Source organism: Aquincola sp. J276, from assembly GCF_024700035.1.
In the GTDB taxonomy this organism is placed as follows: domain Bacteria; phylum Pseudomonadota; class Gammaproteobacteria; order Burkholderiales; family Burkholderiaceae_C; genus Aquincola; species Aquincola tertiaricarbonis.
In genome coordinates, this window is sequence record NZ_JAJONC010000002.1 from 1,199,359 (window position 1) to 1,217,500 (window position 18,142).

The window sequence follows — 18,142 nt, forward strand, 5'->3', positions numbered from 1 at the left end:
ATGCGCTGCCTGCCACGCGCCCTGCTGCGGCTGTGGATCGGGGCCCTGGCCCTGGCCACGGCCTGCAGCCTGCGGGCGGGCGAGCCTGCAGCCGCTGCCGAGCCGGCCTGGGTGCCGCGGCTGCAGGCCGAGCTGGCGCAGGTGGCACAGCGGCATTCGGCGCGCATCGGCGTGTACGTGCGCGACCTGGACAGCGGCGCCTCCGCCTCCTTCCAGGCCGACCGGCCGTGGTACCTGGCCTCCACCGTGAAGGTGCCGGTGGCCATCGCGGTGCTGCGCGGCGTGGAGCGCGGCGACTTCGGCCTCGACACGCCGCTGACGCTGCGCGCCGCCGACGTGGTGGACGGCGCCGGACCCACGCGCCTGAAGCCGCTGGGCGCGCCGCTGACGGTGCGCTACCTGCTGGAGCAGATGATCGTCTGGAGCGACAACACCGCCAGCGACATGCTGATCGGGCTGGTGGGCATCCAGGCGGTGAATGCCCTGGTGCAGGAACTGGTGCCCGGCGGCTTCGAGCGCATCACCAGCCTGGCCGACGTGCGGCGCCAGGCCTATGGCCAGCTCACGCCGGCGGCGCAGCACCTGTCGGGTGCGGACTTCCTCGCCTTGAAGCAGCAGCGCAGCGAGGCCGAACGCCGGCTGCTGCTGGCCCGCCTGGTGGGCGTGCCCGCCAGCGAACTGAAGCTGCCCACGCTGGCCGCCGCCTACGAGGCCTACTACGCCACCGGCCTGAACACCGGCCGGCTGGATGCCTATGGCGAGCTGCTCGCCCGGCTGGTCGAGGGCCAGGCGCTGGGCCCCAAGGGCACCGCCTGGCTGCTGCGCCTGATGGAGCGGGTGAAGACCGGCCCCAACCGCATCAAGGCCGGCCTGCCCACGCGGGCCCGCTTCGCCCACAAGACCGGCACCCAGCGCGGCCGCACCTGCGATGCAGGCGTGATCAGCGTGCCGCGGCTGGGCAAGGACAGCCGCGTGCTGGTGGCCGCCTGCACCAGCGGCGAGCTGTCCGTCGCCCGCTCCGACCGTGCGCTGCGCGAGGTGGGCGCGGCCATCTGCCATTCCGGACTACTGACCGATGGAAAGCCCCATGACCCCCTGTGCAATGCGGTGCCCCGCCTTTCGTCCGACGCTGCTTCTGGCGGCCCTGACGCTCCTGACGAGCCTTGAGGCCGCCCGGGCCGCCCCGCCCGCCGGCTGGACCGATGCGCTGCGCGCCCAGGTGCAGCGCATCGACGAGGCCACGCCCGGGCAGCTGGGCCTCTACGTCAAGCGGCTGGACAACGGCGAGACCCTGTCCTACCAGGCCGACCGGCCGTGGTACCTGGCCTCCACCGCCAAGCTGCCGATCGCGCTGGCCGTGCTGCAGGAGCTGGAGGCCCGCCGCGGCAGCCTGCAGCAGAAGCTGGTGCTGCAGGAGACCGACAAGGTGGACGGCTCCGGCGCGGTGGTGTGGCAGAAGGCGGGCAGCGCCTTCACCGTGGAATCGCTGCTCAAGCGCATGCTGGAGCAGAGCGACAACACCGCGGCCAACATGCTGGTGCGCAGCATCGGCGAGGACACCTGGAACCGCCGGGCCCAGGCCATGATGGGCCGCGGCGCCGGCACGCTGACCAGCTTCACCCAGGTGCGGCGGGACGTGTATGCCGAGCTGCATCCCAAGGCGCGCGAGCTGCCCAACATCGACCTGGTGAAGATCGCCGGCGCGCCCATGGGCCCGCAGCGGGTGACGGCGCTGCGCCGCACGCTGGGCGTGCAGGCCTCCGAGCTGCAGGTGCCCACCCTCGAGGAGGCCTATGAGCGCTACTACCGCCGCGGTCTGAACTCAGCCACGCTGGAAGCGTACGGCGGCATGCTGGAGAAGTTCGTCAAGGGCGAGCTGGTGTCGCCGCAGCACCAGCAGGTGCTGTTCATCGACATGAAGTTCGACCGCTACGACAACTACCGGCTGGAAGCCGGGTTGCCGCGCACGGTGAAGTTCATCCACAAGACCGGCACGCAGTTCCAGCGCGCCTGCCACATGGGCGTCATCCATCCGCAGGACGGCGGCCGCAATGCCATCGTGGTGGCCACCTGCGCCGAGGGCCTGGACGAGAACAAGCTGGCCGGCCAGATGTTCGAGCAGATCGGCCGCGCCATCACGCAGACGATGCTGGCGTCCGGGAGCTGACCCCGCGCGGGTTGCATCGTGTGCGCGCAGAGCGGAAGCTCGTGTGCACGGCGCCGGACCTGCGACGCATGGGGGCACCCGGCGCCGGCTGGGCGGCTCCTGCCGCCCGGAGTGCTAGCCGAGCGCGGTGTCCAGCAGCATCATCAGCACGAAGCCCAGCATCAGCCCCGTCGTCGCCGCCCGCTCGTGGCCCTGGCGGTGCGACTCGGGGATGATCTCGTGGCTGATGACGAACAGCATGGCGCCCGCGGCCGCCGCCAGCCCCCAGGGCAGCAGGCCCGAGGCCAGGCTGACCAGCGCGGCGCCGAACACCGCGCCCACCGGCTCCACCAGGCCCGAGGCGATGCCCAGTCCTACTGCCACCAGCTTGCTGTAGCCCACGCCGCGCAGCGCCAGCGCCACCACCATGCCCTCGGGCACGTCCTGGATCGCGATGCCGGTGGCCAGCGCCTGCGCGCCGATGCGGTCGGAACCGCCGAAGCCCACGCCGATGGCCAGGCCCTCCGGCAGGTTGTGCAGCGCGATCGCCATCACGAACAGCCAGGCCCGGCGCGCGGTCTGCCGCTTCGGCCCTTCCACGCCCTTGACGAAGTGCTCGTGCGGCACCAGCCGGTCCACCAGCATCAAGGCGGCCGCGCCCAGCAGCACGCCGCTGCCGACGATGCCGCCCGCGCCCCAGGGCCCTGCGCCCTGCGCCTCGGCCGCACCGAGGGCCGGAATGATGAGCGAGAAGGAACAGGCAGCCAGCATCACGCCGGCACCGAAGCCCAGCATCGAATCGCTGGCCCGCTGCGAGAACTGCTGGGACAGCAGCACCGGCAGCGTGCCCAGCGCCGTGGCCAGCGCGGCGATGGAGCCGCCCAGCAGGGCCGCCTTCACCCGTTCGTCGGCGAACACCGGCGTGTGCATCAGCGCATCCAGCGCCGCCGCCATGCCGCCGATCACCACCGCCCAGCCGATGAGCCGACGGGCGCGGGCCAGGCGGTTGTCCACACGGGCCACGCCGGCGGCAGGATCGGGCGTGGGCGACAGGGGCGGGCTGGACATGCGTGGTGTTCCTGGAGCTTCAGGGCCCGCTGGACGCAGGCCGACCACGCCTACCGGCAAACGGGATACCTGCCGCACCGCCGGCCGGCCGCGGAGGCGTCAGACGCGCGAAGTACCATGACATGCCGGGCGGGGCGCGCCGCGTTCCTCGCCGATCCGATTGCAGTCCATGACGTCCGAGCCCCATCCAGGCCACCCGCCCGCGCCGCACCACCGCCTCCGGCGCTGGTGGCAGGCGGCGGCCTGGGCGGTGCTGGCCGTGCTGGCCCGCGCCGCGCTGCAGCCGCTGCTGGACGACGCACTGCCCTTCCTCTTCGCGCTGCCGGCCTGCGCCATCGTGGCCGTGCGGCTGGGCGCCGGCCCAGGCGCGCTGGTGGCGCTGCTGTGCGCCGTGGCGGTCGCCCTGCCGGGCGTGCCGCCGTCGATCCGGACCGGGCAGGCGCCCGTCCAGCTCGGGGCATTCATCGTCAGCGCGCTGCTCACGGCGCTGCTGTGCGGCCGCATCCGCAGTGCGCAGCAGGACGCCCAGCCGCAGATGGCGGCGCGGCTGGCCGAGCACGGCGACACGCCGCTGACCCGCTGGCTGCAGACGGTGCTTTGGGGCGCCGCGGTGATCCCGCTCAGCGCCTTCCTGGCCGCCAGCTGGTGGGGCTACGAACGCGCCTTCAACGATGCCGAGGACACGGTGGTGCGCGTCAGCAGCGTGCTGGCCCGGCATGCGCAGCAGGTGATGGACACCTCCCGCGACCTGGCGCTGCGGGTGGACAGCATCGCCGGCCACGACGACGCCGCCCTGCGCGACAACGAGGCCACGGTGCACCGCCGGCTGGTCGACCTGATCGAAGGCCAGCGCGCGGTGCAGGCCCTGGGTGTCTGGAATGCCGCCGGCGAGCCGGTGGTCAGCAGCGCGCGCTATCCGGTGCCGGCCGGCACCTCGGTGGCCGACCGGCCCTGGTTCACCGCGATGGCCCAGGGCGGCGAGCCGGTGGTCGTCACCAGCGTGGTCACCGGCCGGCTGCAGAACAAGCCCATCTTCAGCCTGCTGCTGCGCCGCGGCGCGCCGGACGGCCGCTTCGCCGGAGTGATCTCGGTGTCGCTTTCGCCCGAGTACTTCGAGGAGTTCTACAGCTCGCTGGCCGCGCAGGAACCGGGGCTCAACACCTTCCTGCTCTTCCTGCAGAGCGGCGATCTGCTCACCCGCTGGCCGCGGCCGGCGGCGCCGGTGACGCGGCTGCCGGCCAGCAGCCCGGTGCTGGCCACCGTGAGCGCGGGCGCAGCCAGCGGCGTGATGTTCGGCGTCTCGGGCATCGACGGCGTGCGCCGCCTGGCCAGCCTGCAGCGGCTGCAGGGCCTGCCGCTGTATGTCTCCACCTCGCTCAGCGAGCACGCCATCCTGCAGAGCTGGAAGCGCTTCGTCGGCCTGCTGGCCGCGGTGCTGGGGCCGGTGACGCTGGGGCTGGTGTACGTCTCCTTCGTGGCGCTGAAGAAGACCCGCAACGAACATGCGGTGGCGGTGGAGCTGCGCGAGGAGATCCGCCTGCGCGCCCAGGCAGAGCAGGCGGCCATGCAGTCGCAGAAACTGGAGGCGCTGGCCCACCTCACCGGCGGCGTGGCGCATGACTTCAACAACCTGCTGGCCATCGTCAACGGCAACGTGCACCTGCTGCGCCGGCTGCACCCGCAGCTGGCGCAGGGCAAGCAGCTGGAGGCCATCGCACGCGCGACCGCCTCCGGCGTGCGGCTGACCCGGCAGCTGCTGTCGTTCTCGCGCCGGCAGGCCATCAACCCCGAGCCGGTGCAGTTGCAGGAATGGCTGCCCGCGGTGTCCGGCCTGCTCAAGACCACGCTGGGCAGCAACGTGTCGCTGTCGCTGGACGTGGCGGCCGACACCCCGCCGGTGCTGGCCGACACCGCCGAGCTGGAGCTGGCACTGATCAACCTGGCCGTGAACGCACGCGATGCCATGCCCCAGGGCGGCCGCCTGCACATCGAGGTGCGGCCTTCACAGGGCGAGGCGCCCGAGCCCGGCAGCGTGTGCATCGCGGTCAGCGACACCGGCACCGGCATGAGCCCGGAGGTGGCGCAGAAGGCTTTCGAGCCCTTCTTCACCACCAAGCCGCAGGACAAGGGCACCGGCCTGGGCCTGAGCCAGGTGCACGGCTTTGCGCTGCAGGCCGGCGGCAGCGCCGCCCTCCGGAGCCAGCCGGGCACGGGCACCACGGTGACGATGACGCTGCCCGCCACGCCGCGGCCGGTGCCGGTGGCCGCGCCTGTGGACACCGCGGCCACGCCGCACCTGCATGGCCGCGCGCTGCTGGTGGAGGACAACGAGGACGTGGCCGCCACCTACACCGCGGTGCTCGCCTCCACCGGCCTGCAGGTGGACCGCGCGGCCAATGCCGACGATGCACTGCAGGCGGTGCTGCGCGGCGCGCCGGACTATGCAGTGGTGGTGTCCGACGTCGCCATGCCCGGCACGCTGGACGGCATCCAGCTGGCGCTGCGGCTGCGCACGCTGCGCCCGGCGCTGCGGGTGATCCTGGTCACCGGCTATGCCTCGCGCCTGCAGGCCGCCAAGGAGGCCGGGTTGAAGGTGCTGAGCAAGCCGGTGGAGCCGGCCACGCTGTTCGCGGAAGTGGAGCAGGCGCTGGCGCTGCAGACCTCACCGGGCTGAAGGCCGCGGCGCGCCGCCGCGCAGCCGCGCGACGAATTCCGTCTGCCGTCGCGAGCCCGTCTTGGCCAGCAGGTGGCCGATGTGCGTGCGCACCGTGCTGAGCTTGACGCCCAGCTGCTGCGCGATCTCCTCGGCCTGCAACCCATCCACCACGCAGCGGGCGGTGCGCACCTCGGCCGGCGTCAGCGCATAGTGCTGGGCGAAGGCCTCCAGCAGCTCGGCCGGCGTGGCGCGCAGCGTCACCACCGCATGCACCTCGTCGGCCCCATCGCCCGGCGCCAAGCCGGGCGGGTTGCCATGCACCCGCCGCAGCGTCAGCACCGCCGGCATGCCGTCCTCCTCCAGCAGCATCTGCCGCACGGTGGGCGCGCCGGCCAGCCCGTCCATCACGCGGGCGACGTGCTGCCAGCCAGCGGCGGCGGTGCGGGCCATCAGCAGGCCGCCCGGGGCCAGGCTCAGCGTCTGGGCGCGCTGGCACACCCGCTCGGCCTGGCGGTTGGCGCGCACCAGGCGGCCGCGGCGGTCCACGAACAGCATCGGCACGTCCATCTGGTCGAACATGCCTTCCAGCGTGTTTGCCACCGCCACCTGCGGCGCGATGCGGCGGTGCATGCGCAGCGCGCGGCCCAGGTGCGGCATCAGCGTGCGCATCTGCTCCACCAGCCGCGGCGCGAACCAGCCCGGCTGCGCCGCGCCGCGGTGGAAGCTGACGATGGTGCAGGCACCGCCCTCGCCTTCGGCCGGCGGAATGACCCCGGTGAGGATGTCCTTCACGCCGTAGGGCTGCAGGAACTCGCGCCAGAAGTACGACAGCTGCAAGGCACCGGGGTCCACGATGTCACAGCCGCGGGCCACGTAGCCCGGCACCATCAGGCCGCGGGCCTGCGCGGCCAGCCGCCAGCTGTCGTGCGCGAAGAAGTGGCTGTGGTACTCGGTGAGTGCGGCGGCCGGCACGTGGCGCGCGGCGATGGTGTCGGCGCTGTGCTCGTCGGGCGGCAGCAGGTAGATGGCGCCGGTGGCGTCGAAGTGGCCGCAGAAATGGCCGAGGGCGGTGCGGAAGCTGGTGTCGTCGCCGACCGCGTCGTACAACATCTCGACGCAGTCGTCGAGGCCCGCCGGGGCTTGGGGTGGATGCGCCTGGAAAGCGGGCGCGGATTCGAACTCCAGGACCTGTGACAAAACTTCTCCTCTTGCGCGCCGGGCGGTCGCGCCTACTGCGAGCCGCACTGGAGGCGGCGTTACCGAATGTTGCCCAGCCGCCTGCAGCCAACGCCTCCTACCGATTGATGAGGAAACGCGGGCGCCTCTTGACGGGTTAGGGGGCGTCGTCTGTCGCCTACAGGCGTCCGCGACGGCGGCTGATACGCGGCCAGCGCATCGGACAGCACAGTCGCAGGCATCGTCCACCACCGCAGGAGGCACACCATGTCCGACGACAAGACCAAGAGCCACGGCCAGGATCGCACCCGCATCAACGTGAACGAGGACTACGAACTGCGCGACTGGTCCGCCAAGTTCGGCGTCACGCCCGACCAGCTCCGGCAGGCCGTGGCTGCCGTGGGAACCTCGGCCGAGGCGGTGCAGCAGCACCTGCAGGGCGCCGGCGGCCGCAAGGGAGCATGAGCATGGCCGCGCTGGGAAGCCAGGAGATCGAGCGCCTGCGCCAGCGGCTGCACGAGCGCCAGGCCACCCTGCGCGACGAGGTGCAGGCGCTGGACGACGAATCGCAGGACACGCCCGCCAGCGTGCCGCACAGCCAGGTGGAAGACCTGGGCGAACAGGGCGAGGAACGTGTGCGCGGCGCAGTGCGTGCCGCCGAGCAGGAGCGCGACACCCGCGAGCTGCAGGACATCGGCACCGCGCTGGACCGCATGCGCTCCGGCAGCTATGGCGAATGCCTGGACTGTGGCACCGACATCCCGCTGGCCCGGCTGGAAGCGCAGCCGGCCGCGCTGCGCTGCCTGCCCTGCCAGGAGAAGTTCGAGCAGACGCACGAGCCGCCCCGGGCGCCGCTGCCGCCGATGCAGTGACGGCCCGGCAGGGCCACGGCACGCGCGTTGCCCACCGCCGCGCATGACCGACCTGATCTCGCCGACACGACCCGCGCCCGACTCCACCCTTTCCCCGCCGCTGCCGCCGGTGCAACCCGCGGCGTTCGAGGCGCCGGCGCCGGACGTGCCGGCACCGCCGCTGCCACGGTTCGCGCAGATCGAGCCGATCGGCCGCTGCAACCTGGCCTGCGGCATGTGCACCGTCAACCACCGCGGCGACGAGGTGGCCACCCTCTCGGTCGAGCGCTACATCGCCCTGCTGGATGCCCTGCCCGGCCTGGAAGCGCTGCATCTGCAGGGCCTGGGCGAGCCGATGCTGCATCCACGCTTCTTCGACATGGTGGAGATCGCCGCCCGACGCGGCATCCGGGTGTCGGCCAACAGCAACCTGACGCTGCTCACGCCGGCGCGGGTGCAACGCTGCATCAGCAGCGGCCTGGCGGCGCTGTCCGTCTCGCTGGACGGCGCCACCGCCGCCACCTTCGAAGGCGTGCGCCACGGCGCCAACTTCGGCAAGGTGGTGCGCAACCTCGGCCGGCTGACCGACGCGCGTGATGCCGCCGCCAGCCCGCTGGAGGTGCGGGGGGTGATGGTGCTGATGCGCAGCAACCTCGACGAGCTGCCCGCGCTGGTGGAGCTGCTGCATGCCCACCGCGTGCCCGAGCTGCTGGTGCAGCGCCTGTCCAGCGACCTCGAGCACGAGGACCTGCCGGGCCGCTACATCCCCATCCGCAGCTACTGCCGCAGCGCCGAGCTGCGTCCGCAGGACCTGCCGCATGCGGAACAGGTGTTCGAGCAGGCGCGCCAGCGGGCCCGGGCGCTGGGCCTGCAGCTGAACCTGCCCTCGCTGCGGCCGGCCGCCGCGCCGGCACCCGCCGCGGGCAGCCCGCGCTGCAGCTGGCCGTGGGACGGCCTGTACTTCACCGCCGCCGGCGAGATGCTGCCCTGCTGCATGGTGGCCACCGCCGACCGCGCCAGCTTCGGCCGCGTCTTCGGCCCCGAGCCGGCCTCGGCCGAGGTGGACATTCCCGGCGCCTGGAACAGCGCCACCGCGCGACAGTTCCGCCGCGGGCTGCGCGACGATGCACCGCCATCCATCTGCCGCTCCTGCGCGCTGTACCACGGCACCTTCTGACGCCAACCGGAGGCTTCTATGCCGCACTTCACGGGCCAGCATGCCCATGCGCTGTCCAACCTGCCCTGCGACTACGAGGGCGACTACGACACCCTGCCCGACGGCCGGCTGCAATGGCAGGCCAGCGTGGTGGCCGCCGACGGCGGCAGCCGGCAGCTGAGCGGCATCGCCCAGCCCGAGCCGCCGGCCCTCACCGGGCTGCAGGCGGTGCTGGAATCCCTGCACAGCCAGATCGACGCCCAGAACCCGGCTGACGCCCAGCGCGGCCACGGGCGTTGAACGACGCGCCGCCGCTGCGCCTGTTCACCGCCTTGTGGCCGGGCGAGGCCACCCGTGCCGCGGCGCAGGCCTGGCAGGCCCGCTGCACCTGGCCACCGGGCGCGCGCCCGGTGCGGCCGACGGACCTGCATGTCACGCTGCACTTCATCGGCGCGCTGGCCGCGGCGCAGCTGCCCGCACTGCAGGCGGCGCTGCAGGCGGCGGTGCGGTCGTCGGGCTGGCCCCCGCCGCACGAGCCCCTGGCGCTGCGCTTCGACCGCTGCAGCGTCTGGCCCAACGGCGTGGCGGTACTGTTGTGCAGCCAGCCACCGCCCGCGCCGTTGCAGGCGCTGCACCAGGCCATCGGCCAAGCGCTGCAGGCCATGGACATCGCGCTGGACGAGCGGCCCTGGCAGCGGCACATCACCCTGGCGCGCAAGGCGCGCGGTGCCGGTCTGCCGTCGGCGGGCAGCCTGCCGCCGCCGGTGGACTGGCCGCTGCAGGAGGCGGTGCTGGCCGCCTCCCGCGGCGGCTACCAGGTGCTTCAGCGCTGGGCTTGAGCGCGACGGCCGCGTCGTGCAACCAGGCCCACGCCCGCCAGGCCGGCCAGCATCAGCGCATAGGTGCCGGGCTCCGGCACCGGCGACACGTTCAGCGCCGTGTCCAGCCGGATCTGGATGAACTCGGTGCTGTCCGGGCCCACCAGCGTGCGGCCGCCGTTGCCGGGATAGTTGTTGTCGTTGATCACCAGCAGCGTGTTGGCATCCAGGATCAGCACGTCCTCGATGGTCACGAAGGGGAAGTCGAAGGTGGTCTTGCCGTCGCGGTTCAGGTCGTTGGGATCGGCGATGTCCAGCAGGTCCACCACCAGCGTCTTCTCGGCAAAGCCGTCGGCGTCCACCTTGTTCAGGTCGATCTTGAAGATCTTCTTGAACATGTCGCCGGCGTTCGGGCTGGTGCCCTGGATGCCGTTGCGCTCGATCACCAGGAACTCATGGTCGTTGATCGCCGTCATGTCGCCGATGTTGGTGCCGGCGGCATCCAGGCGGTAGCCGAAGGTCTTGCCGGTGTAGCTCTCGGTGTCCACGCTGAACTCGTTGATGATCAGCCGCTTCTGGTTCGGATCCTCGATCAGCGGACCCTCCAGCAGCGTGTAGAGCTTGTCGCCCGCCGGATTGATGGCCATGCCTTCGAAGCCGTTGGAGCCGCGCAGGTTGTTGCCGCCGGCGCCCAGGTAGGGGTTCTGCGGCGACTGCACCAGCGGGTTGCTGCCGATGCCCAGCGAATTGGGCAGCGACACCTCGTGCTTCAGCACCTTGCCGGTGGCATCGGTCTTCACCAGGAACGGGCCGAACTCCTCGCCGAACCACAGGTTGCCGTTCTTGTCGCGGCGCACCGACTCGATGTCCAGGTCGCCGCCGGTCAGCAGTCGGCCATTGCGGATGCTGCTGTCCACCGGAATGCCGGCATTGCCTGCGCCGCTGCCGGCATAGGGGTAGTTCGTGCCGGCGGCCACGATCGGGAAGCCGAGCTTGCCGTCGGGGTCGCGCAGGTTGATGTAGCTGCTGTTGTCGAAGCTGTTGCGCACCGCGCCGGTGGTGTAGTCCGCCGCGCGCACCAGGCCGCTGCCGCCGGTGGCGGTGCGGAAGTCGGGCGTCACCGCATACATGCGCAGCAGGTAGTCGGGCGAGTTGGCCTTGTTGCCGAAACCGTTGTCCGGCATCACGTAGAAGCTGCCGGCGCTGGGGCCGGCCAGCACGGCCGAGAAGCCCTGCACCGGCTGCTTGTCGATGTAGGGTGGCACCACGCCGCTCGCGGGGCTCTGGAACTGGCCCGAGGTGGGGCCGGGTGCGAAGGTGTTGGCAGCCAGTTCGGCAAAGCCGACCAGCGTGTTGGCGGCCTGCGCGGGCATGCCAGCCAGGGCGGCCATCAGCGCAGCGGCCAGTGCGGCCGGCTGCAGGGCAAGACGGGGGTACTGCATGTTCTCTTCCTCCGGGTTGTCGTTGTGGAACGGGGTGCGCGACATTCTTCGGAAGCGATATGACAGGGTCACGACCAGCCGGCGGGCGGACAAGAAAAAGGGCCGGTGCTTGCGGCACCGGCCCGGGTCGCGACGAGGCGCTGCCGGCTTATTCGAAGCAGCAGGCCAGCATCTGCAGGCAGCAGGCCAGGTCGCCGCAGCAGCCGGTGGCGGCCCAGGCGGCCGCCGATGCGCCCAGCAGCACCAGCGCGGCGCCGATCTTGTGGAACTTCTTGCTCATGGGTACTCCGTGGAAGGTCTTGGGGAATCGATAGGGGTCAAAGCGGCAGGCCTCGCGGCGGCTTCCAGATCTCGTCGCCCGGACGGGCCATGCGCCACATTGCCGGCCCGGCGGCCGGTGCATCGGCCGCGGTGGTCCAGGCCAGGTCGGCCGGAGCGGCCGGCACCGCGGCCGCGGCCATGCAGGCCGGGCTGCAGGCCATGGTCGCGCAGGCGAGTGCGTCATGGCATTCGGCGGCGCAGCAGGGCATCACCGGCCAGGCTGCCGCCGCCACCGATTGAAAGGCCATCCACAGGACCAGCGCGCCGATCAGCCACCGCTTCATGACGCGAACTGTAGCCGCGCGGCGATGACCATGCGGAACGCCGGTTGCCATGCGAGCACGCCGGCGCATTCCGCGCCGCACGAATCCATCAACCCGGAGCACCAGCATGGCCACCGCAAAAAAAGCTGCAGCGAAGAAGACGACCCGTTCACGCTCGACGACAGCGTCCAAGTCCGGAACACCCGACGCCATCAAGCTGCTCACCACCGACCACCGTGAGGTGAAGGCACTCTTCCAGCAGTACCAGGAGATGGTCGACCACGAAGCCGAGGACGACGAGAAGCAGGAGCTGGCCGAGCAGATCTGCATGATGCTCACCGTGCATGCGCAGATCGAGGAAGAGATCTTCTATCCTGCGGCCAAGGACCAGATCAAGGAAGCCGACCTGGTCAACGAAGCCACCGTCGAGCATGCATCGGCCAAGGACCTCATCGCGCAGATCCAGGAGTCCGACCCGTCGGACGAGATGTACGACTCGCTGGTCAAGGTGCTGGGCGAGTACATCGACCACCACGTCAAGGAAGAAGAGAGCGAGCTCTTCCCGCAGGTGCGCAAGGCCAAGCTGGATGTCGCCGCCCTGGGCGAGCAGCTGAACGAACGCAAGATGGCCCTCATGTCCGAGATGGGCATGATGGCCGAGGAAGAGGAGTCCGAGGAGGCCTGAGCCCCTTGCACCCAGCCGGACGCCAAGCCCGCGGGATGCGGGCGTCCGTGCCGCCGGGCCGCCTGAAGCAGGCCGCCCGGCCCCAACCGTCGATCAGCTCTGGCCGCGCCCGGTCTGCGCCTGCAGCTCGTCGATGCGCTTGCTGGCCTCGGCCTTGGTCAATTCCTCGTCGAAGGGCTGCTTGGCTTCCTCGGACAAGGTCTTCAGGTAGGAGCGCTGGGCGCCGGTCATCGGTTCCTCGCCGGTCACCCAGTCGTCCGGGTTCTTCTCCATGTTGCTCTGGTCGGCCTGCGCCTGGGTCTTCTTGTCGGTCATCGCTTGCTCCGTTGAATGGCTGTACGGATCCACAGCAATCGGGGTGCCCGATTTCCGGCCTGGTCCGCCCCCGAGGTAGGCGACACTCAGCGCTGCGCTCCACGGCGCATGCGGGCGCCCACCCACTCACTTGCCTACGCCGCCCTCCGTCCGCGGTACAGATCCTCGATGCAGTTGAATTTCTGGACAGGCCACGGCGGCCGCAGCACACGGATGAAGATCGGCCTGGCCTTTGCAGGGCTGGCGGCGGTGCTGTTCGCCGCGGTCGGCGGGCTGTCCGGCCAGCATGTGCGCGACGAGATGAGCCAGCGCTCCGGCGAAACGCTGCAGCACATCGGCAGCCGGCTGGTCGGCGCGCTCGACGCCGGCATGTTCGAGCGCTACCGCGAGATCCAGAACCTGGCCACGCTGCAGTCGCTGATCGACGCCGAGGTGGACGCCGACGCCTGGCGTGCCCTGCTCGATCGATTGCAGGCCACGCTGCCCTATTACTCATGGATCGGCTTTGCGGACACGCAGGGCAAGGTCATCGCCGCCACCGGCGGCCTGCTGGAAGGCCGCGACGTCTCGGCACGGCCCTGGTTCGCGGAAGGCTTGCGCGGCCCTGCCGTGGGCGACGTGCATGACGCCCTGCTGCTGGCCAGCCTGCTGCCGCGGCGGCCGGCGGCCGAGCCCTTGCGGCTGGTGGATTTTTCCGCGCCGGTGCGGTTCGGCAACCGCACGACCGGCGTGCTGGGCGCGCACCTGGACCTGCGCTGGGCGGACGATCTGCGCCGGGCGGCGCTGGCTTCCGGCGAGGTGGGCGGTGACGTCGAGATCATCGTCCTCAGCCGGAGCGGTACCGTGCTGCTGGGGCCACCGGCGCCGCAGGTGCTGTCCTGGCATCCCACGCAGATCGCCGACCTGTCGCACGGCCCGCCGCGCATCCGCACCTGGAGCGACGGCCGCGCCTACCTCACCGCCGCCTTGCCCACCCGCGGACAGGCCGACTATCCCGGCATCGGCTGGACCATCGTCGTGCGTCAGCCAGCCGATGCCGCCCTGGCTTCCGCCGATGCGCTGCGACAGCGCATCTGGCTGTACGGCCTGTTCGGCGCGCTGCTGTTCGGGTTGGCCGGCTGGTGGTTGTCAGGCTGGGTGACGGCACCACTGCGCGCGATCGCGCTGCAGGCCCGCCGCCTGGTCGGAGCGAAGGATGCCGACGAGCACAGCCCGCTCGGCGGCCCCAACGAGATTGCGCAGCTGGCCGGGTCGCTCACGCAGCTCGTGGCGCAGCTGCGCCAGCGTGAGCAGGAGCTGCTGGAGCTCACCAGCACATTGGAGGCCCGCGTGGTGCAGCGCACGGCGCTGCTGGACGACGCCAATGCCGACCTGCGGAGCTTCGGCCGCAGCGTGTCCCACGACATCCGCGGCCCCATCGCCGCGATGGGCCAGGTCGTCGACATGCTGCTCCACAGCGGGCAGCACCCGCTGGCCGACCCGACGCGCAAGGCCCTGGTGCTGGTGCGTGGCGAGTGCGCCCGCATGACCGCCCTGGTCGACGAACTGATGCTGCTCGCCCAGGTGGAGGAACGCCCGCTGTCGTTCGGCCCGGTGCCGATGGAAGCATTGGTGGACCAGGTGCTTGCCGGCCTGCATGACGGCCGCACTACGGCGGTGGTCCACCGCCCGCTGCCGGTCGCCCATGGTGACGAAGTCCTGTTGCGGCAAGTTTGGCAAAACCTGCTGGCCAATGCCTACAAGTTCAGCAGCCGCGTGATGTCGCCGAGGCTGGAAATCCGTTGCCGCCGTGAAGGCGACGAGTGGATCTACGAGGTGCAAGACAACGGCGCCGGCTTCGACATGGCCGCCTCCGAGCATCTCTTCGGCGCCTTCCGCCGACTGCACAGCACCGCAGACTTTCCGGGCACGGGTGTCGGCCTGTCCTTGGTCAAGCGCATCGTGCACCGCCACGGCGGGCGCGTTGGCGCCCGTTCGGAGGTCGGACGCGGCGCTCTGTTCTTCTTCAGCTTGCCGCTGCAGCCGCCGCAGGGTTGAGCAGGCGTCAGGCGAGCTGGCGAGCGCTCCCGCGCCCCATGCGAGCCGGCATGGCCGCGTCAGTCACCGGAATCTCTGCTTGGTCTGCAGATGCCGGTGTCTTTGCGGCCGGCGCTGGCTCAGACCGCCGTGGCCTTCTTGCGCACCGCAACAGGTGCCTCGGCACCGGCACCCAGCTTCTTCTCCAGCGTCTTGAGACGACGCTGCAGTTTGACGAGCTCGTCACGCGTTGCTTGGTGCGCAGCGCGCTCGGCCTCCAGCGCCGCGGTGTGTTCCGCTTGCAGCCTTTTCTGTTCGGTCTTGCTCAGCTTCAGCTCGGCACGAGACGTTGCAAGCTTCTGCAGCGCGGCCGCAGGCATCTCGACGCTCCACTGCCCATCCTTGTCCGTCACCGAAGCGAAATCCAGCTTCTCGGCGGAAAGGAACGCCAGCTTCGTCGGGAGTTCAAAACGACCGGCATCAATCCGGCTGCGTTCAATCTTCTTGGCCATATCTATATCCAATAGCGGTGTCAGCGGATATTCTATTTCAGCCGCGTCGCGCAACAGAAACTAAACATCGGCGTCCCCAAAGGCAAAACCCCCGCACAACTATTCGTTATGCGGGGGCATGCGCTGGGTAAATAGCCTGACGATGTCCTACTTTCACACGGGAACCCGCACTATCATCGGCGCTGAGGCGTTTCACTGTCCTGTTCGGGATGGGAAGGAGTGGGACCACCTCGCTATGGTCATCAGGCTTGACGGGTTGCCGGGTTGACGCCTGTTGGGTCAGCCCAGCCAATTCAAAGAGTGTAATCAGTATTCAACGATTGCGCCAAGGTTTGGCATAACGTGATCTTTGACGGTCGTGTTGTCAAAGTTATAGGGTCAAGCCTCACGAGCAATTAGTACTGGTTAGCTTAACGCATTACTGCGCTTCCACACCCAGCCTATCAACGTCCTGGTCTCGAACGACTCTTCAGGGGGCTCAAGGCCCCGGCAAGACTCATCTTGAGACGAGTTTCCCGCTTAGATGCTTTCAGCGGTTATCTCTTCCGCACTTAGCTACTCGGCAATGCCACTGGCGTGACAACCGATACACCAGAGGTGCGTCCACTCCGGTCCTCTCGTACTAGGAGCAGGCTCTCTCAATCTTGCAGCGCCCACGGAAGATAGGGACCAAACTGTCTCACGACGTTTTAAACCCAGCTCACGTACCTCTTTAAATGGCGAACAGCCATACCCTTGGGACCGGCTACAGCCCCAGGATGAGATGAGCCGACATCGAGGTGCCAAACACCGCCGTCGATATGAACTCTTGGGCGGTATCAGCCTGTTATCCCCAGAGTACCTTTTATCCGTTGAGCGATGGCCCTTCCATACAGAACCACCGGATCACTTTGTCCTACTTTCGTACCTGCTCGACTTGTCAGTCTCGCAGTCAAGCACGCTTATGCCAATGCACTATCAGCACGATTTCCGACCGTGCCTAGCGTACCTTCGAACTCCTCCGTTACACTTTGGGAGGAGACCGCCCCAGTCAAACTGCCCACCATACACTGTCCCCAACCCGGATCACGGGCCAAGGTTAGAACCTCAAACACACCAGGGTGGTATTTCAACGTCGGCTCCACCCAATCTAGCGACTGGGTTTCAAAGCCTCCCACCTATCCTACACAGATCTGTTCAAAGTCCAATGTAAAGCTACAGTAAAGGTTCATGGGGTCTTTCCGTCTTTCCGCGGGGAGATTGCATCATCACAAACATTTCAACTTCGCTGAGTCTCTGGAGGAGACAGTGTGGCCATCGTTACGCCATTCGTGCAGGTCGGAACTTACCCGACAAGGAATTTCGCTACCTTAGGACCGTTATAGTTACGGCCGCCGTTTACTGGGACTTCAATCAAGAGCTTGCACCCCATCATTTAATCTTCCAGCACCGGGCAGGCGTCACACCCTATACGTCGACTTTCGTCTTTGCAGAGTGCTGTGTTTTTAATAAACAGTCGCAGCCACCGATTCTTTGCAACCTCATTGGGCTCCCCAAGTAAATGGTTCACCTACTAAAGGCACACCTTCTTCCGAAGTTACGGTGTCAATTTGCCGAGTTCCTTCTCCAGAGTTCTCTCAAGCGCCTTAGAATACTCATCTCGCGCACCAGTGTCGGTTTGCGGTACGGTCGCGTGCAGCTGAAGCTTAGTGGCTTTTCCTGGAAGCAGGGTATCACTCACTTCGGAGGCAAGCCTCCTCGTTATCACACCTCAGCTAAGCCCTCCGGATTTGCCTAGAGGGCACGCCTACATGCTTGAACCGGGATATCCAACACCCGGCTGAGCTAACCTTCTCCGTCCCCACATCGCACTGCACGTCGGTACAGGAATATTGACCTGTTTCCCATCAGCTACGCATCTCTGCCTCGCCTTAGGGGCCGACTCACCCTACGCCGATGAACGTTGCGTAGGAAACCTTGCGCTTTCGGCGAGGGGGCTTTTCACCCCCTTTAACGCTACTCATGTCAGCATTCGCACTTCTGATACCTCCAGCAGACCTCACGATCCACCTTCACAGGCGTACAGAACGCTCTCCTACCGCGCATCTTGCGATGCACCCGCAGCTTCGGTAACTGGCTTAGCCCCGTTACATCTTCCGCGCAGGACGACTCGATCAGTGAGCTATTACGCTTTCTTTAAATGATGGCTGCTTCTAAGCCAACATCCTGACTGTTTTAGCCTTCCCACTTCGTTTCCCACTTAGCCAATTTTAGGGACCTTAGCTGGCGGTCTGGGTTGTTTCCCTCTTGTGTCCGGACGTTAGCACCCGGTGCACTGTCTCCCAAGCTGTACTCATCGGTATTCGGAGTTTGCAATGGTTTGGTAAGTCGCCATGACCCCCTAGCCATAACAGTGCTCTACCCCCGATGGTAATACTTGAGGCACTACCTAAATAGTTTTCGGAGAGAACCAGCTATCTCCAGGTTTGTTTAGCCTTTCACCCCTATCCACAGCTCATCCGCTAGTTTTGCAACACTAGTCGGTTCGGACCTCCAGCACCTGTTACGGTACCTTCATCCTGGCCATGGATAGATCACCTGGTTTCGGGTCTACACCCAGCGACTGAACGCCCTATTCGGACTCGATTTCTCTACGCCTTCCCTATTCGGTTAAGCTCGCCACTGAATGTAAGTCGCTGACCCATTATACAAAAGGTACGCCGTCACCTTGCGGCTCC

Annotated in this window: 17 protein-coding genes and 2 rRNA genes (1 of these 19 cut by a window edge); 10 read left to right on the plus strand and 9 right to left on the minus strand. The window is 68.4% G+C overall.

Annotated features, from left to right (window positions below; genetic code table 11):
* Positions 1-1,167, plus strand: a complete 1,167-nt coding sequence (locus LRS14_RS23470; RefSeq protein WP_257801327.1) for a serine hydrolase — start codon at positions 1-3, stop codon at positions 1,165-1,167.
* Between the two features lie 52 nt (positions 1,168-1,219).
* Positions 1,220-2,167 (plus strand): serine hydrolase, encoded by a 948-nt coding sequence (locus tag LRS14_RS23475; protein WP_257801328.1) that lies wholly within the window; start codon positions 1,220-1,222, stop codon positions 2,165-2,167.
* Positions 2,168-2,281: 114 nt separating this feature from the next.
* Here LRS14_RS23475 and LRS14_RS23480 read toward each other — a convergent pair whose 3' ends face one another.
* On the minus strand, positions 2,282-3,100 hold the full coding sequence (locus LRS14_RS23480; protein WP_046115016.1) for a ZIP family metal transporter: 819 nt from the start codon (positions 3,098-3,100) through the stop codon (positions 2,282-2,284).
* Between the two features lie 283 nt (positions 3,101-3,383).
* Here LRS14_RS23480 and LRS14_RS23485 point away from each other — a divergent pair, with 283 nt between their 5' ends.
* On the plus strand, positions 3,384-5,888 hold the full coding sequence (locus tag LRS14_RS23485; protein ID WP_310740870.1) for an ATP-binding protein: 2,505 nt from the start codon (positions 3,384-3,386) through the stop codon (positions 5,886-5,888).
* Here the strand turns inward: LRS14_RS23485 and LRS14_RS30420 are convergent.
* On the minus strand, positions 5,877-7,067 hold the full coding sequence (locus LRS14_RS30420) for a helix-turn-helix transcriptional regulator (protein WP_046114984.1): 1,191 nt from the start codon (positions 7,065-7,067) through the stop codon (positions 5,877-5,879). The two genes, LRS14_RS23485 and LRS14_RS30420, sit on opposite strands and share 12 nt — an antisense overlap.
* Before the next feature lie 246 nt (positions 7,068-7,313).
* Here LRS14_RS30420 and LRS14_RS23495 point away from each other — a divergent pair, with 246 nt between their 5' ends.
* From LRS14_RS23495 to thpR, 5 genes are read left to right on the plus strand one after another with little or no spacing between them, the layout of a single operon-like run.
* Positions 7,314-7,511, plus strand: a complete 198-nt coding sequence (locus LRS14_RS23495) for a DUF3606 domain-containing protein (protein WP_046114985.1) — start codon at positions 7,314-7,316, stop codon at positions 7,509-7,511.
* 2 nt (positions 7,512-7,513) lie between these two features.
* Positions 7,514-7,918 carry a TraR/DksA family transcriptional regulator gene (locus LRS14_RS23500; RefSeq protein ID WP_052736524.1) on the plus strand — a complete coding sequence of 135 codons (405 nt, stop codon included), beginning with the start codon at positions 7,514-7,516 and terminating at the stop codon, positions 7,916-7,918.
* A 43-nt stretch (positions 7,919-7,961) separates the two neighbouring features.
* Positions 7,962-9,074, plus strand: coding sequence for a radical SAM/SPASM domain-containing protein (locus LRS14_RS23505; protein ID WP_052736525.1), 1,113 nt, complete (start codon positions 7,962-7,964; stop codon positions 9,072-9,074).
* 18 nt (positions 9,075-9,092) lie between these two features.
* On the plus strand, positions 9,093-9,353 hold the full coding sequence (locus LRS14_RS23510) for a hypothetical protein (RefSeq protein ID WP_257801329.1): 261 nt from the start codon (positions 9,093-9,095) through the stop codon (positions 9,351-9,353).
* Positions 9,350-9,892: an RNA 2',3'-cyclic phosphodiesterase gene (gene thpR, locus LRS14_RS23515; protein ID WP_257801330.1), complete on the plus strand. Its 543-nt coding sequence runs from the start codon at positions 9,350-9,352 to the stop codon at positions 9,890-9,892. The genes LRS14_RS23510 and thpR overlap by 4 nt, the downstream gene beginning before the upstream one ends.
* Here thpR and LRS14_RS23520 read toward each other — a convergent pair.
* The 3 genes from LRS14_RS23520 to LRS14_RS23530 all read right to left on the minus strand — a co-directional run bounded on the left by LRS14_RS23520 (position 9,877) and on the right by LRS14_RS23530 (position 12,122).
* Positions 9,877-11,358, minus strand: a complete 1,482-nt coding sequence (locus LRS14_RS23520) for an esterase-like activity of phytase family protein (RefSeq protein ID WP_257801331.1) — start codon at positions 11,356-11,358, stop codon at positions 9,877-9,879. The two genes, thpR and LRS14_RS23520, sit on opposite strands and share 16 nt — an antisense overlap.
* Before the next feature lie 103 nt (positions 11,359-11,461).
* The gene (locus LRS14_RS23525) at positions 11,462-11,593 is read right to left on the minus strand and encodes a hypothetical protein (RefSeq protein ID WP_257801332.1); all 132 of its coding nucleotides are present in this window, start codon (positions 11,591-11,593) and stop codon (positions 11,462-11,464) included.
* Positions 11,594-11,630: 37 nt separating this feature from the next.
* A complete protein-coding gene (locus LRS14_RS23530) occupies positions 11,631-12,122 on the minus strand; it encodes a hypothetical protein (RefSeq protein WP_257801333.1) in 492 nt (163 codons plus the stop codon).
* A gap of 16 nt (positions 12,123-12,138) precedes the next feature.
* On the opposite strand from LRS14_RS23530, the gene LRS14_RS23535 reads away from it, so the two are divergent.
* The gene (locus LRS14_RS23535; RefSeq protein WP_232315457.1) at positions 12,139-12,582 is read left to right on the plus strand and encodes a hemerythrin domain-containing protein; all 444 of its coding nucleotides are present in this window, start codon (positions 12,139-12,141) and stop codon (positions 12,580-12,582) included.
* A 93-nt stretch (positions 12,583-12,675) separates the two neighbouring features.
* Here the strand turns inward: LRS14_RS23535 and LRS14_RS23540 are convergent, their stop codons facing one another.
* Complete coding sequence (locus LRS14_RS23540; protein ID WP_046114989.1) at positions 12,676-12,897, minus strand: DUF3072 domain-containing protein; 222 nt, start codon at positions 12,895-12,897, stop codon at positions 12,676-12,678.
* Between the two features lie 213 nt (positions 12,898-13,110).
* Here LRS14_RS23540 and LRS14_RS23545 point away from each other — a divergent pair, with 213 nt between their 5' ends.
* Positions 13,111-14,934 carry an ATP-binding protein gene (locus tag LRS14_RS23545; RefSeq protein ID WP_257801334.1) on the plus strand — a complete coding sequence of 608 codons (1,824 nt, stop codon included), beginning with the start codon at positions 13,111-13,113 and terminating at the stop codon, positions 14,932-14,934.
* A gap of 119 nt (positions 14,935-15,053) precedes the next feature.
* On the opposite strand, the gene LRS14_RS23550 is transcribed toward LRS14_RS23545, so the two are convergent.
* The 3 genes from LRS14_RS23550 to LRS14_RS23560 form a co-directional block, all read right to left on the minus strand.
* Positions 15,054-15,425 carry a hypothetical protein gene (locus LRS14_RS23550; RefSeq protein ID WP_257801335.1) on the minus strand — a complete coding sequence of 124 codons (372 nt, stop codon included), beginning with the start codon at positions 15,423-15,425 and terminating at the stop codon, positions 15,054-15,056.
* A gap of 134 nt (positions 15,426-15,559) precedes the next feature.
* A 5S ribosomal RNA gene (rrf, locus tag LRS14_RS23555) occupies positions 15,560-15,672 on the minus strand.
* 127 nt (positions 15,673-15,799) lie between these two features.
* A 23S ribosomal RNA gene (locus tag LRS14_RS23560) occupies positions 15,800-18,142 on the minus strand (it continues 530 nt past the right edge of the window).